At 69.7% G+C, this 14887-nt stretch carries 11 protein-coding genes and 2 tRNA genes; 10 read left to right on the forward strand and 3 right to left on the reverse strand.

The genetic code is table 11. The features are described 5' to 3' along the window. The first annotated feature begins 70 nt into the window (after positions 1 to 70). Genes H9I38_RS01635 through H9I38_RS01645 form a run of 3 tightly spaced genes read left to right on the forward strand, consistent with a single transcriptional unit; the run spans position 71 to position 3413 of the window. A complete protein-coding gene (locus tag H9I38_RS01635; RefSeq protein WP_226336878.1) occupies positions 71 to 1642 on the forward strand; it encodes a circularly permuted type 2 ATP-grasp protein in 1572 nt (523 codons plus the stop codon). Then, positions 1636 to 2565, forward strand: a complete 930-nt coding sequence (locus H9I38_RS01640) for an alpha-E domain-containing protein (protein ID WP_226336879.1) — start codon at positions 1636 to 1638, stop codon at positions 2563 to 2565. Before H9I38_RS01635 ends, H9I38_RS01640 begins: the two co-directional genes overlap by 7 nt. After that, positions 2562 to 3413 carry a transglutaminase family protein gene (locus H9I38_RS01645; protein WP_226336880.1) on the forward strand — a complete coding sequence of 284 codons (852 nt, stop codon included), beginning with the start codon at positions 2562 to 2564 and terminating at the stop codon, positions 3411 to 3413. Before H9I38_RS01640 ends, H9I38_RS01645 begins: the two co-directional genes overlap by 4 nt. 72 nt (positions 3414 to 3485) lie before the next feature. Here H9I38_RS01645 and H9I38_RS01650 read toward each other — a convergent pair whose 3' ends face one another. From H9I38_RS01650 to H9I38_RS01660, 3 genes are all read right to left on the reverse strand, one after another. Next, the gene (locus tag H9I38_RS01650) at positions 3486 to 4997 is read right to left on the reverse strand and encodes an SDR family NAD(P)-dependent oxidoreductase (RefSeq protein ID WP_226336881.1); all 1512 of its coding nucleotides are present in this window, start codon (positions 4995 to 4997) and stop codon (positions 3486 to 3488) included. Positions 4998 to 5109: 112 nt separating this feature from the next. After that, positions 5110 to 7188 carry an acyl-CoA dehydrogenase gene (locus tag H9I38_RS01655; RefSeq protein ID WP_226336882.1) on the reverse strand — a complete coding sequence of 693 codons (2079 nt, stop codon included), beginning with the start codon at positions 7186 to 7188 and terminating at the stop codon, positions 5110 to 5112. A gap of 11 nt (positions 7189 to 7199) precedes the next feature. Continuing rightward, complete coding sequence (locus H9I38_RS01660) at positions 7200 to 7856, reverse strand: TetR/AcrR family transcriptional regulator (protein ID WP_226336883.1); 657 nt, start codon at positions 7854 to 7856, stop codon at positions 7200 to 7202. Between the two features lie 101 nt (positions 7857 to 7957). On the opposite strand from H9I38_RS01660, the gene H9I38_RS01665 reads away from it, so the two are divergent. From H9I38_RS01665 to H9I38_RS01695, 7 genes are all read left to right on the forward strand, one after another. After that, entirely contained in the window at positions 7958 to 9292 is a 1335-nt protein-coding gene (locus tag H9I38_RS01665; protein WP_226336884.1) for an acetyl-CoA C-acetyltransferase, read from the forward strand. 2 nt (positions 9293 to 9294) lie between these two features. Further along, positions 9295 to 10632 (forward strand): 3-oxoacyl-ACP reductase, encoded by a 1338-nt coding sequence (locus tag H9I38_RS01670; RefSeq protein ID WP_226336885.1) that lies wholly within the window; start codon positions 9295 to 9297, stop codon positions 10630 to 10632. Between the two features lie 14 nt (positions 10633 to 10646). After that, on the forward strand, positions 10647 to 11573 hold the full coding sequence (locus tag H9I38_RS10885; RefSeq protein ID WP_226336886.1) for a MaoC/PaaZ C-terminal domain-containing protein: 927 nt from the start codon (positions 10647 to 10649) through the stop codon (positions 11571 to 11573). A gap of 106 nt (positions 11574 to 11679) precedes the next feature. Then, positions 11680 to 11765: transfer RNA gene (locus H9I38_RS01680), tRNA-Leu, on the forward strand. 287 nt (positions 11766 to 12052) lie between these two features. Continuing rightward, positions 12053 to 13381 (forward strand): MFS transporter, encoded by a 1329-nt coding sequence (locus H9I38_RS01685; protein WP_226336887.1) that lies wholly within the window; start codon positions 12053 to 12055, stop codon positions 13379 to 13381. After that, positions 13364 to 13449 (forward strand) — tRNA-Leu (locus H9I38_RS01690). The genes H9I38_RS01685 and H9I38_RS01690 overlap by 18 nt, the downstream gene beginning before the upstream one ends. Positions 13450 to 13798: 349 nt before the next feature. After that, on the forward strand, positions 13799 to 14476 hold the full coding sequence (locus H9I38_RS01695; RefSeq protein WP_226336888.1) for a hypothetical protein: 678 nt from the start codon (positions 13799 to 13801) through the stop codon (positions 14474 to 14476). Positions 14477 to 14887 lie beyond the last annotated feature (411 nt).

Below are 14887 nucleotides of genomic sequence, written 5' to 3' on the forward strand. Positions count from 1 at the left end.
GGCATTCTCCCACGGGGCCCGCCTGCCGGACGCGTGTGCATCGGGGGCCTCGACCTGCAACACTGCCGGTATGGCAGATCTCTTCAACGGCTACCGGGAGCAGGTGGCCGCCGCGCCGTGGTTCGACGAGATGTTCGATCGAGACGGCCGCGCCCGCCCGGAGGCCGCACAGGTCAACCGCGTGCTGGAGTCTCTCACCCTGCAGGACGTGACTGCGCGGGCGGACTCGATGGCCCGCACGTTCCTCGACCGCGGCGTCACCTTCGACTTCGCGGGCGAGGAGCGCCCGTTCCCCCTCGACATCGTCCCCCGCGTCATCGACGGCGCGGTCTGGGATCCGCTCGAGGCGGGCGTGGCCCAGCGCGTCAAGGCCCTCGAGGCGTTCCTGGACGACGTCTACGGGGACATGAAGGTCGTCGAGGACGGGATCGTGCCGCGCCGCCTCATCACCTCGAGCGCCCACTTCCACCGGGCCGTGAGCGGGTTCCGTCCCGTGGGCGGCGTCCGCGTCCACATCGCGGGCATCGACCTCATCCGGGACGCCCAGGGCACCTTCCGCGTCCTCGAGGACAACGTGCGCGTGCCCTCGGGCGTCTCCTACGTCCTGGAGAACCGCCGGGCCATGGCCAAGGGACTGCCGGAGGCGTTCACCGACCAGGCGATCCGCGGCGTGGACGAGTATCCGCACCGCCTCCTCTCGGCGCTGCGGAAGTCCGCGCCGAACGGGGAGGAGGACCCGACCGTCGTCGTCCTCACCCCGGGCGTGTACAACTCGGCGTACTTCGAGCACACGCTCCTCGCGGGCCTCATGGGCGTGGAGCTCGTGGAGGGACGCGATCTCATCGTCCGCCACAACCGCGTGTACATGCGCACCACGGGCGGCGAGCAGCGCGTGGACGTCATCTACAAGCGGATCGACGACGACTTCGTGGACCCCCTCCAGTTCCGCACGGACTCCCTGCTCGGCTGCCCGGGCCTCGTCAACGCGGCCCGCGCGGGGAACGTGACCATCGCCAACGCCATCGGCAACGGCGTGGCGGACGACAAGCTCATCTACTCCTACGTCCCGGACCTCATCCGCTACTACCTGGGCGAGGAGCCGATCATCCCGAACGTGGACACGTACCGCCTCGAGGAGAAGGAGGCGTTCGAGTTCACGATGGACCGCCTCGACGAGCTCGTGCTCAAGCCCGTGGACGGTTCGGGCGGCAAGGGGATCGTCATCGGCCCCAACGCCTCCAAGGACGAGCTGGACCGCCTCCGCAAGCAGGTCACGGCGGATCCCCGCGGGTGGATCGCCCAGCCCGTCCTCCAGCTCTCGACGGTCCCCACGATGTCCGGCTCGAGCTTCGGCCCCCGGCACGTGGACCTCCGTCCTTTCGCAGTGAACGACGGCGAGGACGTCTGGGTCCTTCCCGGCGGGCTGACGCGCGTCGCGCTCAAGGAGGGCTCGCTCATCGTCAACTCCTCCCAGGGCGGCGGATCGAAGGACACGTGGGTCGTGGACGGCCGCCGTCCCGGCGTCGGCCCCCTCACGCCGGCCCCGGTGCGCGAGCGCACGAGCGTCTGGCCGCTCGAGAAGGGCCGGCTCGACTCGGCCGAGGAGCAGCAGCAACAGCAGGCAGGAGAGCAGACATGCTGAGCCGCATCGCCGAGTCCCTCTTCTGGATCGGCCGCTACGTGGAGAGGGCGGACGGCACCGCCCGCATCCTCGACGTCCACCTGGAGCGCCTCAACCAGCTGGCGCCGGAGGACCAGTCCCTGCTCGCCGCGGACCTCCTCGGCGTCATGGGCGCCCGCCCGCGCGAGGCGGGGGAGCTGACCCTCGAGGACGTCGTCGCGGCCCTCGCCAACGACCGCCAGTCGGCCACGTCCATCGCCGGCTCCCTCGTGGCCGCCCGCGAGAACGCCCGCCGGGCCCGCGAGACCGTGTCCTCGGCGCTGTGGGAGAGCCTCAACACCACGTGGTACGGGCTGAGCCAGCACCGCAAGGACGTCGTGGGCACGTACCGCTTCTGCCACTGGGTGCAGGAGCGGACCGCCATGGTCCGGGGCATCGTGGACTCCACGATGAGCCACGACGAGGCCTGGCAGTTCCTCGTGCTCGGCCGCAGCCTGGAGCGCGCGGACATGACGGCCCGCATGCTCTCGACGGGCGAGCTCGCCGGGGCCGGCCTGTCCTGGGTGACCATGCTGCGCGGCGCGGGCGCCTACGAGTCCTTCCTCCGCTCCCGCCGCTCGGCCTTCGGGGACGAGCACGCGGCGGAGTTCCTCCTCCTCGACCGCCTCTTCCCGCGCTCGATCGTCTTCTCGCTCCGCGAGGCGGAGAAGGCGCTGGCGAGCCTGGACCCGAGCTTCCAGCGCGTCGGGTTCATCAACGACGCCCGCCGGGTGGTCGGCCAGGCCCGCACCTTCCTCGAGTTCCACCGCGCGGAGAACCTCCTCGAGGAGGTCCCGGAGCACATGGACCGGGTCCAGAAGGCCTGCGCCGAGGCGAGCAACGCGGTGACGCGCACCTACTTCACACACGACGTCGACCTTGCCTGGGTGGGGGAGAACCGATGACCCGACTGCACATCCGCCACAGCACGGAGTACCAGTACAACGACACGGTCACGCACAGCTACAACGAGGTGCGCATGACCCCGCTCACGGACTCGCAGCAGGTCGTCCTCGACTCCACCGTGGACGTCAAGCCCTCGAACGCCGTCGTCATGACGTTCAAGGACTACTGGGGCACCCGCGTCTCCGCGTTCGACGTCCAGGTCCGGCACACGGCCATGAGCGTCGAGTCGACGACGACGGTGGAGATCGCCCGCGCCGAGCCGCCCCTGACCGCCGACAACCAGGCCGACTGGGAGGAGCTGCTCAGCGAGGACACGGTCAACCGCTTCGCGGACTGGCTGCCGCAGTCCGGGCTCTCGGAGCCGGGCGAGGAGGTCCGCTCGATCGTCAAGGGGATCGCCCAGGGCAAGTCCCCGCACGAGGCGGCGGTGGCCGTCTTCGCGTGGCTGCGCGGCGAGATGACGTACGTGCAGGGCGTCACCGGGGTGCGGACGAACGCGCAGGACGCGTGGGAGCACCGCAAGGGCGTCTGCCAGGACCTCTCCCACCTCAGCATCGGGGCGCTGCGCTCGCTCGGCATCCCGGCGAAGTACGTCTCCGGCTACCTCCACCCGCGCAGCTCCGCAGGCATCGGCGAGACCGTGACGGGGCAGTCCCACGCGTGGGTCGAGTGGTGGGACGGCGAGTGGCGCTCCTGGGACCCGACCAACCACAAGCACGCGAGCGACTTCCACGTGACCGTGGCCCGCGGGCGGGACTACCGGGACGTGACGCCGCTCCGCGGACTGCTCAACGGAGGCCGGGGATCCACGCTGAACGTCTCCGTGGAGATCACGCGCCTCGCCTGAGGCGGCGCGTCCCGCGCCTCACTCCGGGACCGGGTCTCACCACGGGACGAGGTGTCACCCCGCGACCAGGGCTCACCACGGCACAGGCCGGTAGTCCTTGAGGAACACGCCGTACAGGTCCTCGCCGGCCTCGCCGCGGACGATCGGGTCGTACACCCGGGCCGCCCCGTCCACGAGGTCGAGCGGCGCGGACCAGCCCTCGCGCGCCATGCGGAGCTTGTCCGCGTGCGGGCGCTCGTCCGTGATCCAGCCCGTGTCCACGCTCGTCATGAGGATGCCGTCCGATTCGAACATCTCCCGCGCCGAGGTGCGGGTCAGCATGTTCAGGGACGCCTTGGCCATGTTCGTGTGCGGATGTCCCGCGCCCTTGTAGCGCCGGCCGCCGAACTGGCCCTCCATCGCGGAGACGTTGACCACGTAGGTCCGCCGGTGCGCAGACGCGCGGAGCGAGGGCCGCAGGCGGGAGACGATGAGGAACGGCGCGGTGACGTTGCAGAGCTGCACCTCGAGCAGCTCGAGCGCGTCCACCTGGGAGACGGTCTGCGTCCAGGAGTTGGAGTCCGCCGTGTCCGGGATGAGGCCGCCGGCGTCGATCGCGGTGCCGAGCTCGTGGCGCTCGAGGGAGGCGTGTCCCATCTCCATGCCGGCCCGCGCCACGTCGAGCGCCTCGAGGGGAGCGGCGCCGAGGACGGCATGGGAGCCCGGAGCCGCGAGCTGGCCGGCGGCGCCCAGGGGGTGCCGCTCGTGCGCGCGGCCGAGCGTGACGGTCTCGGGAGCGGGCAGGGTTCCGCCGTCAGCCGCCGGAAGCGCGGCGGGCAGATCCTCGTCCTCGCGGGCCACGATCGCGGAGTAGGCCCCCGCCGAGCGGCGCACGGTCTGCGCGGCGTTGTTGATGATGATGTCGAGCGGGCCCTCGGCGGCGAGCCGGTCCGTGAGCCGGATGACCTGGGCAGGGTCACGGAGGTCGATGCCCACGATCTCCAGCCGGTCGATCCACTCGGCCGCGTCCGGCATGAGCGCGTACCGGCGTGCCGCGTCCTTCGGGAAGCGGGTGGTGATGACCGTGTGCGCGCCGTCCCTCAGCAGGCGCAGCGCGATGTGCATGCCGATCTTCGCCCGGCCTCCGGTGAGCAGCGCCCGCCGCCCCCGCAGGTCGGTCCGCGCGTCCCGCTTGCCGTGGGAGAAGTCCGCGCACTCGGGGCAAAGTGCGTGGTAGAAGGAGTCCACCTGCGTGTAGGGCTCCTTGCAGATGTAGCAGCCGCGCGGAGTCCGGAGGTGCCCTGCGATCCGCGTCGTCGAGCGGGAGGTCAGCTGGGAGCCGCGCGTCTCGTCGTCGATCCTCTCCGGCGAGGCCGTGGCGGTGGCCTCGAGCACCGAGCGGTCGAGGTCCCGGACGTGGGCGCGCGCGACGTCACGGCGGTACTTCTTCACCGCCTTGAACATCTTGCCCGTGGCCCGGCGGACCGCCACGTAGTCCGGGTGGTCCTCCGGGAACTCGTGGATGCGCGCGAGCACGCGCAGGCAGGCCTCGACGTCGGAGGGGTCCAGGGGATCGGCGTCTGGGAACGGCACGGAACTGCTCATAGCCGTTCAAGGATACCGAAGGCCCCTCCGGCGGACCGGAGGGGCCTTCGGGGCACCGCGCCGTGGCGGGCTCGCCGCAGCTGGCTCGCCGTTGCGGGCGCGCGGGCGCAGGCTACTTCTTCGGCGCCTTCGCCTTGGCGTGCAGCACCTTCTCGTCGATCGGAGCGTCCGACGACGCGCGCAGAGCGTGGTAGTACGCCTGCGCCTCGTCCTGGCGCTCCTGCTCGCTCCCGCTGGAGATCGGCGCCCGCCGGTGCTCCTGCGTGTAGCCGAACGCCGCCACGAGGTCCGCCGCGTGCGGGCGGAGCTTTTTGAGGAGGCGGTTGATGTACTCGCTCAGGGTCTTGGCCCGCTGCGTGGAGATCCGGCCGTTGATGAGGTGCCAGGCGAGGTTCTCCTCGATGAGGCACAGCCCGAACAGGTCTCGGACGATCGTGAGCACCGAGCGGGTGCCCTCGTCCTCGATCCGCTCGAGCGCCCGCGTGAACGCCTCCCACTGGAGCAGCTCGCCGTGGGCCTTGGCCGCTGCGATGAGCTCGTCCTGGTGGCTGTTGAACTGCTCCGCGGCCTCTTCCGCGCTCAGCTTCCGGCTGCCGCGCAGGTCCATGGCGACGGCAGCCACCATGGTGTTGACCCGGTCCGTCAGGAGGTCCCGCTGGGTGGCGGGGTCCCGCAGCGCGATCGCGGACTTCCGCTCCGAGCCCGTGTCCGCCACCGTCTGCGCGAGGCGCCGCAACCCTGAGCGGCTGAGCGCCGCCTCGGCGGCCTGGTTGGCGATGTACTGGGCGCGGCCGGACGTGTCCAGCTCCTTGAGGTGACGGGCGTAGTCGCCGAGCAGGCGCTTGGCCACGAGCTGGAGCAGCACGTTGTTGTCGCCCTCGAACGTGGAGTACACGTCGAGGTCCGCCCGGAGGGACGTGAACCGGTTCTCCGCCATGAAGCCGGCGCCGCCGCACGCCTCGCGGCACTCCTGGAGGATGTCCAGGGCGTTCCAGGTGGAGACCGGCTTGAGCGCGGCCGCGAGCGTCTCGAGGTCCTGCCGGGACAGGTCCGTGTCGTCCCGCCCGGAGAAGACGTCGTCGAACTTCTCCAGGAGCTCCTCGTGGGCGAAGCTCATCGCGTACGCCTTCGCGATCCGCGGGATGAGGCGGCGCTGGTGCCGCTGGTAGTCGAGGAGCACCTCCTCGCGGATCGGCGAGGCCGTGGTGAACTGGCGGCGCTCCTGGGCGTACTGGACCGCGATCTGCAGGGCCAGCTTCGAGGCGTTCGTCGCCGCGCCGTCCAGCGAGACGCGGCCCTGCACGAGCGTGCCGAGCATCGTGAAGAACCGGCGCCCCGGGGAGGCGATGGGGGAGGAGTAGGTGCCGTCCGCGGCCACGTCCCCGTACCGGTTGAGCAGGTTGGCGCGCGGGATGCGGACGCGCGTGAAGTGCAGGCGGCCGTTGTCGATGCCGTTGAGGCCGCCCTTGACGCCGTCGTCCTCGCCGCCCACGCCCGGCAGGAACTCGCCCGTCTCCGGGTTCCGGATGTCCACGTAGAAGGCGTGCACGCCGTGGTTCACGCCGCGCGTGATGAGCTGGGCGAAGACGACGGCGGCCACCCCGTGCAGCGCCGCGTTGCCGAGATAGTCTTTCCACGCGGCCGTGAACGGCGTGTGGATCTCGAACTCCTCGGCCTCCGGGTCATACGTGGCGGTGGTGCCGATCGAGGCGACGTCCGAGCCGTGGCCTCGCTCGGTCATGGCGAACGCGCCGGGGATCTCGAGCGAAGCGATGCCCGGCAGCCAGCGGTCGTGGTGCTCCTGGGTGCCGAGGTGGAGCACGGCCGCGCCGAAGAGGCCCCACTGCACGCCCGCCTTGATCTGCATGGACGGGTCGCCGGTCACGAACTCCTCGAAGGAGGCGATGTTGCCGCCGTGGTCGTCGCTGCCCCCGAACCGGGCCGGGAACGCGCGCTGGACCGCCTTCGCCTCCACGAGCTTCTTGAGCTGGCCGAGCACGCGCTCGCGGTGCTCCTCCAGCCCGAGCCCCTCGATCTTGTGGAACGCGGGGTCCTTGACGAGCTCGCGGGAGGCGGAGCGGGCCTCGGCGTACCGGCCGAGCAGGGCCTTCTCGAGGAGGGGGACGTCGATGCGGGCGTCAGCGTCGTCGTGGACGTCCCGCGAGGCCGGGATGGTGTGCTTCTCAGTCATGGTGTCTCCATCTAGCGGTGGGAGGAGGGACTTGTGGGGAGGGACGCCGACGGCGCGAGCCCGTAGGCCAGCCAGCCGGTGATGAGGTCCCGCATCTCGGCCAGGGACGGCCGGGCGGCGGGAGGGGAGTAGAGCCACGTCTCCGCGGCGGATCGGATGAGTCCCACGCTCGCGTGGGGCCAGTAGGCCAGGACGGCCTCGCGCTCGGACGGCGAGGTCTTCTCGGCCTCGCCGAGGACGTCGGCGAGGGACTGGGACATCAGCTCCGTCACGGTCTTGAAGAAGCCCCGGATCTCGTCCGAGGAGAAGTCCTGCGTGACGAAGGCGTACGTGTTGGGGGAGCGCTCGATGAGCTGGAGGTAGGCGCCGAGCATCCTCCGCAGGGCGTCGAGCGCGTGCTCTCCGTCCTCGACGGCGGCCACGAGCTCGCGGCGCACCCGGCGCAGGACGCGGTCCGCGACGGCCTCCTGGAGGCCCGCCTTGTCCTCGAAGTACCGGTAGAAGACGGACTTGGACGTGCCCGCCGCGGAGGCGATGTCCTCCATCGAGGCCTGCGGGCCGAGCTCGTCGATGGCCCCGATGGCGGTCTTGACCAGCTCGCGGCGCCGGGCGGCGCGGTGGGCGTCCCAGCGGCGGCTGCGGCCGTCGTCGTTGGATTCAGTCTTCACGGTACCGAGCGTATCAAGTACGCTGGGTTTCGGGTACAGGGCCCTTGGCCCGAACACACCGTCCCCGCAGATCGCGGGGACCGCGAGCACTGGGAGAGACATTGAGCACCAACAGCCAGAACCGCTCCGCCGCGGCGGGCGCGGCCGCACAGGGCAAGACCCGCAAGGCCGTCGTCGTCGGCGGCAACCGCATTCCGTTCGCCCGTTCCAACGGGGCGTACGCCCACGCCTCCAACCAGGACATGCTCACCGCCGCCATCGACGGACTGGTGGCCCGCTTCGGCCTGCAGGGCGAGCGGATCGGCGAGGTCGCCGGCGGCGCCGTCCTCAAGCACTCCAAGGACTTCAACCTCATGCGCGAGTCGGTCCTCGGCTCGCAGCTCTCCTCCGACACGCCGGCCTTCGACGTCCAGATGGCCTGCGCCACGGGCCTTGAGGCGGTGGCCTCGCTGAGCGACAAGATCAAGCTCGGCCGCATCGACTCCGCGATCGCCGGCGGCACGGACACGACGAGCGATGCGCCGATCGTCGTCTCCGAGGGGCTGCGCCAGACCCTCCTGGAGCTCTCGCGGGCCAAGACCGCGGGCGCCAAGCTCAAGGCCGTCAGCCGCCTCCGCCCCAAGGACCTCGCCCCGCAGGCCCCCGGCACGGGCGAGCCGCGCACCGGGATGTCGATGGGCGAGCACCAGGCGATCACCACCCACGCCTGGGGCGTCACCCGCGAGGAGCAGGACGAGCTGGCCCTCACGAGCCACCAGCGCCTCGCGAAGGCCTACGAGAGCGGGTTCTTCGACGACCTCGTGACGCCGTTCCGCGGCCTCGCCAAGGACAACAACCTCCGCGCCGACTCCTCGATGGAGAAGCTCGCCAAGCTCAAGACGGTCTACGGCCGCCAGTTCGGCGAGGAGGCCACCATGACGGCCGGCAACTCCACGCCGCTGACCGACGGCGCCTCCGCCGTCCTGCTCGCGAGCGAGGAGTGGGCCCAGGCCCACGACCTCCCGATGCTCGCCGACGTGGTGGACGTCGAGGCGGCCGCGGTGGACTTCGTCCACGGCGAGGAGGGCCTGCTCATGGCTCCCGCCTACGCCGTGCCGCGCCTGCTGCAGCGCAACGGCCTCACGTTCGAGGACTTCGACTTCTTCGAGATCCACGAGGCCTTCGCCGGCACGGTGCTCTCCACCCTCAAGGCCTGGGAGTCGCCGGAGTTCTGCCGGGAGAAGCTCGGCCTCGACGCGCCGCTCGGCAGCATCGACCGCGCCAAGCTCAACGTGCACGGCTCCTCGCTCGCGGCGGGCCACCCGTTCGCGGCCACCGGCGGCCGCATCGTGGCCACGCTCGCCAAGTCCCTGCACCAGAAGGGCTCGGGCCGGGGCCTCATCTCGGTCTGCGCCGCCGGCGGCCTCGGCGTCGCCGCGATACTGGAGGCTCACTGACCATGACTGACAAGTACGCAGAGCTCGTCCACGCGGGCCTCGGCAAGGAGCTCGCCTCGCGGCTGGGCCTCCCGCAGCCCGCGCGCCTGCGCCGCTACGAGCCGGGACAGCCCCTCATCGAGGGCACCGTCCTCGTGCTCGGCTCGAGTGCGGGAGCCGACGCCCTCGCCCGTCTTCTCCACGAGGAGGGGATCGACGTCCGCCGCCACCCGGATTCGGCGAGCCGCTTCGCCGCGGTGATCCTGGGGCTCGACGACGCCCGGCGCCCCGCCGACCTCGGCGAGACCGCGCTCGCCGCAGGCGCGGCCCTCAAGAAGCTCGGCAAGAGCGGGCGGGTCGTGGTCCTCACGCGTCCGGCTGAGCATGAGGATCCCGCCGTCGCCGCGGCCCGTCAGGGCACGCTCGGCCTCATGCGGTCCCTCGCGCACGAGATGCGGCACGGCGGCACGGCCAACGCCGTCGTCCTCGAGGACGGGCTGGACTTCACGGTCCCGTCCGCCTGGGGTGCCGTCCGGTTCTTCCTCTCCGGGCGGAGCGCGTACGTGAGCGGCCAGCCCCTGCGCGTCGACAGCGCGGAGGGGTACACGCCCGCGGACCCGGATCGCCCGCTCGAGGGCAAGGTCGCAGCGGTGACGGGCGCGGCCCGCGGCATCGGCGCGTCCATCGCGAAGGCGCTCCGACGGGACGGGGCCCAGGTCATCGTCGTGGACGTCCCGGCGGCGGGGGAGCAGCTCGCCGCCGTGGCCAACGAGGTCATGGGCACTGCGCTCCAGCTGGACATCACGGCCGAGGACGCGGGACAGCGCATCCTGGACCACGCGCGCACGCGCTACGGCTGGCTGGACATCGTGGTGCACAACGCGGGCATCACACGGGACAAGCTGCTCGCCAACATGGACGAGTCCAAGTGGGACTCGGTCATCGCGGTCAACATCGAGGCCCAGCTGCGGATGAACGAGGCCTTCCTCTCCTCCGAGGCGTTCGCCAAGGACGGGCGGATCGTCTCGCTCGCCTCGACCTCCGGGATCGCCGGAAACCGGGGGCAGACCAACTACGCCACGTCCAAGGCGGGCGTCATCGGCATGGTCGCGGCCACCTCGCCGCGGCTCCAGGAGCGCGGCGGCTCCATCAACGCCGTCGCGCCGGGCTTCATCGAGACGGACATGACCGCGAGGATGCCGTTCGTCACGCGCGAGGTGGCCCGCCGCCTCAGCTCCCTCCAGCAGGGCGGCCAGCCCGGGGACGTGGCCGAGGCCATCGCCTTCCTCGTCTCGGGCGCGGCCGGCGGCATCAGCGGGCAGACCCTGCGCGTCTGCGGCCAGAACCTGGTGGGGGCCTAGGCATGGGAGACGCAGTGACATCGCACCAGCGCACCGTTGAGCTTCCGGCTCTCGGCCCGCTCTACGCGCAGGCAGCGCGGCAGGCGGTGGCGGCCAAGCTCTCGCGCGGCCGCCGCGGCAGCGCCCTGCCGGAGACGGTTCTCGTTTCTGAGAACGTGAGCCCGGACCGGGAGGCCGACCGGCGCCTGCGGGAGACCGCCGGCGGCCGGGCGGGGGAGCACGCCTCCGCCGAGTACCTCCACGTGCTCGGCTTCCCGCTCGCGGTCAAGCTCATGCTCGAGCCGGACTTCCCGCTGCCCGTCCTCGGGATGGTCCACCTCGTCAACGAGGTGGAGTATCTCGCGCCGGTGGCGTTCGACGACGTCCTCACCGTCCGGGCCCGCGCCGAGCGTCTCGCTCCGCATTCGGCGGGGACGACGGCGGACGTGGTCGTCGAGATGCTCCGCGGGGACGAGCTCGTGTTCTCGAGCCGCGCGACCAACCTCGCCCGGGGCGTCTTCCTCGCCGGGAAGGCGGAGAAGCAGGCCCAGGAGCCGCTGGAGCTCTCGGGGCGGACGGCCCAGTGGACGCTCGGGGCGGACGCCGGCCGAGCCTGGGCGGGGGTCTCGGGAGACTACAACCCGATCCACCTCTCCGCCCTCACGGCGAAGGGGCTGGGCATGCCCTCGGCGATCGCGCACGGCATGTACACGGCCTCGCGGGCACTGGAGTCCTCCCTGCCGCCCGGAGTCGAGGCCGGATTCCGCTGGACCGTGCGCTTCATGGCGCCCGTGCGGCTGCCGGGTCGAGTGGACCTGCGGATCGACGTCGAGCGCGGTGCGCCCGAGCGGTTCGCGGGGTCCGACGTGAGCGCCGTCCGGTACACGGGGTGGAGCGCGAAGACGGGCAAGCCGCACTTCACGGGCGATGTGGAGCAGCTCGCTGCGTCGGCGAGCGCCTGATCGTTGCCCTCGAGGCTCGGCGGCGAGCCTCGATTTGGACTTCCGGCGGCGCACTGGTAGAGTCTTCTCCGTTGCTGACAGCGGTTCAGGCCGCTGGAAGTCACCTGCGCGGGTGGCGGAATAGGTAGACGCGCTAGCTTGAGGTGCTAGTCCACGTATAAGTGGGTGGGGGTTCAAGTCCCCCCTCGCGCACAGAACAGATCCTTCGGGATCGGAGCGGCCCCGGAACCACACAGTTCCGGGGCCGCTTTTTTCTCGTCACATTCAAGGGCCGCCAGGCGTGGCCGCGAAAAGACCCCGGTGATCGCATGCAAACAGGTGTTTGTACGTGAAGAGACCGTGCGATAAGGTCCGGACATGGATGCACACAGACGTTTGTCTCCGGATATCGGGCTGTTCGCCAGGAGGCTGATTCTTCACAGGCCGCTCGGGCTTGTGCCGTCCCCGAGCAGCTGATGTCCGTGAACACGTCGAGGACCTTGTACTGGTCCAGCACCGTGTCCATGGCCGTCACGGCTCTGTTCATCTCGCAGTCCAACGACTTCATCCTCGTCAAGACACTCGCGGGCACGCCGAGCGACGTCGGGGTGGCCAACGCCCTCGAGACGGCCGCCTTCCTCGTCCTCTCCCTGCCCGCAGGGCGGCTGCTCGTTCGCTGGCGAACCGCCTCGATCCAAGCGGTCACTGCTGCGGGTGACGCTCTTCTCCTCGCGGTGCTGCTCGGGGCTCTCGTGCAGGGGACGCTCACCGTCCCGCTGCTCTGGACTCTGTCCGCTGCCGCCGGCGTGTTCGCGGTTGCGCACGGCATTGCGTCGTCGTCCATGGTCAGCCGCATGTTCGAGGAATCGCTCCTGGCCAAGGCCGCGTCCCGGCGGAGCGCCCTCGTCCAGACCTGCGGCATCGTGATCCCGGCACTCTCAGGACTGACCTTGGAGGCAGCCGGGCCCTCGCCGCTCGTGGCTGCGGCTCTGCTGCTCGCCTCCCTGTCCGCCGTCCTCATGCTCCGGCTTCGGACGGGAGAGCCGAAGCCGGAGGAGATCGACTCTGACGGCGCGGCGGCTCGTAGGGACGGAGACCAGGGCTCGCCCAGCCGCCAGGGAAGGGGCATCGTCCAAGGTCCCCGCGGGCGCCAGCTCCTTGCGCTCTCGGCCGCGCTGCTGCTCTCCAATTCGGGGCTCGCGCTCGGGAGCAGCGTGACCACGGTCTACGAGAACCGGATTCTCGGCCTGGGCTTCGACGCGATCGGCGCGGCGGTGGCCGCCGGCGCGGTGGGTGGTGTGCTCGGGGCCCTCGCCGCGGAGCCGCTCATGGCGCGGATCAGCGGGCGCGTTCTCCGCAGCGGAACCTGCGCGGTCCTCGGGCTCTGCGTCGCAGTCCTGTGGGCCGCGGCGGACACGGGGGAGCTGGCCTTCTGGGCCGTGGCGGGGCAGTCCGCCCTGTACGGCTTCGTCATGTCCGTCTTCAACGTCGCGATCTTCACCTGGGCCAGCACCGCCTTTCGAGGTCGCGAGACTCCACGGGTCATGGGGCTGCTGCAGACGGTCGGGTACGGGTCCGTGCCCGCAGGCGCTCTGGCCGGGGGAGCGCTCGGCGACGTGATCGGTCCTCGGCAGACGCTGCTCGTCTGGCTTGTGCTGGTCCTCGCGGCGCTGGCCGTCGCCCTGCTCCCGGTCGGCCGCGAGGAGTCCGGAGAAACGCCGTCGGAGGCCCGTGGTTCGGAGGCGGCTCCCGCGCCTGGTAGAGTTGATCGAGTTGCTGACGGAGGCTCCCGGCCTTCGGAATCACCACCTGCGCGGGTGGCGGAATAGGTAGACGCGCTAGCTTGAGGTGCTAGTCCACGTATAAGTGGGTGGGGGTTCAAGTCCCCCCTCGCGCACAGAAGGGTTCAGATCGAAACTTCAAGGATCTGAGCTCGAAACAATCCCGGCCAAGAAATTGGCCGGGATTGTTTGTTTTCCTTGGCTTCTTGCACTGACTTAGGTTCAGATCACCCGGGAACAAGAGGACATGAAAACCTACGGGGACTACTCCCTGGCCCTGCATGAGCAGCGCAACTCCATCGAGGCCGACCCTGCTCTCACAGACGAAGTTCGGCAAGTGCTCGTAGCCGGACTGGAACAGACCTTCAAGGCCATGCAGGCCCTGCCAGCGGCCCGACGGGTCCTTGGCTGAGCTGCACAGGTGAGAGAATAACCGAGTTCACTTTTTTGTGAGGAGAAATAGTCATGTTTGAGACAGAGTTTCAAGGCCCAGTGGCCATCGCCCAAGGCAGCACCCACGAGGGAGTAGCTGAAGGGGTGCTATGGGCGGATGAACAGATGCGACCCGGGCAGAAAGTCACTTGTTGGTTCCCCTCTCAAGCAACTTATACAGGGGAGCTGACGCCAAGGAGTCTGGACCGAACCCCAGGCTTCCAAGTCTGTATCAGCAAAGACGTCACGATCCTCAACGCCTCGGGCCCTGTACTTGCTTTCTACGCGAACCCGAAAGACATCTCCAGGCTGATGGCCACCCGAGACATGACTGCCCTGTGCGTTCTGTATTGGAGTGACCCCCTAGAGACGTGGTCGGAACTTCTGGGGGCCCAGCGTCTAACGACGCACATTGACCCTACAAGAGGCCTCGGCCGAGAAGAAGAGCCACCTCTGACTGACGGCATGATTGAGGCTCTAGACAACACGGGCACCCAGTTGAACCAGAGCAATTCTGTAGACGGCGGATACGAAAAGCGCGACCTGCTGAACGGGCTGAAGAATCTCAAGACTGAGTACGGGCAGTTGCCGGCATCTCGAATGGCCCAGTGGGCGATGGCTCGTGGATGGAAGCGCGATAACCCTATGCGACTGGAACAGATGGTGAAGGACCTGAACGCAGGGAAGCAGCTACGGGCACCGCGGATTTAACCCAGCAGAACTGGTCGGTTGCTGGTTGATCCATTCAGCCTCTTCACGGTTAGGCCAATAACGGCACATCTGCTGGGACGTGACGGGCCCCTCGGCGATGCGGGTGTTTGCACCGGTTGGTGTAGCCGTGTATGAGCCATGGGCTTCATAGACCGTCGTAGGCGGATGGCCGGGCATGGAGGCTTCCTCGAATGGCTCTGAGAACTTCACATTCGAGATTGTGTGCTCCCACTTCTTGCCTTCGTTGTAATCGACAACACGCGGTAGCGCCGCAATGCAGGTCTTCTTCGCTTCCTGTGTGATCTCTTCGCTCGCATAGCTGCGAGACGGGGAGGGGCTGGGGTCGTCGCGTCGTCATCCGGTTATCTGCAACCGCGCGACCTTTCCCATCCTTCTTCCCTGTGTCGACAA

It is taken from the genome of Arthrobacter sp. UM1 (genome assembly GCF_020483305.1).
Taxonomy (GTDB): Bacteria; Actinomycetota; Actinomycetes; order Actinomycetales; family Micrococcaceae; genus Falsarthrobacter.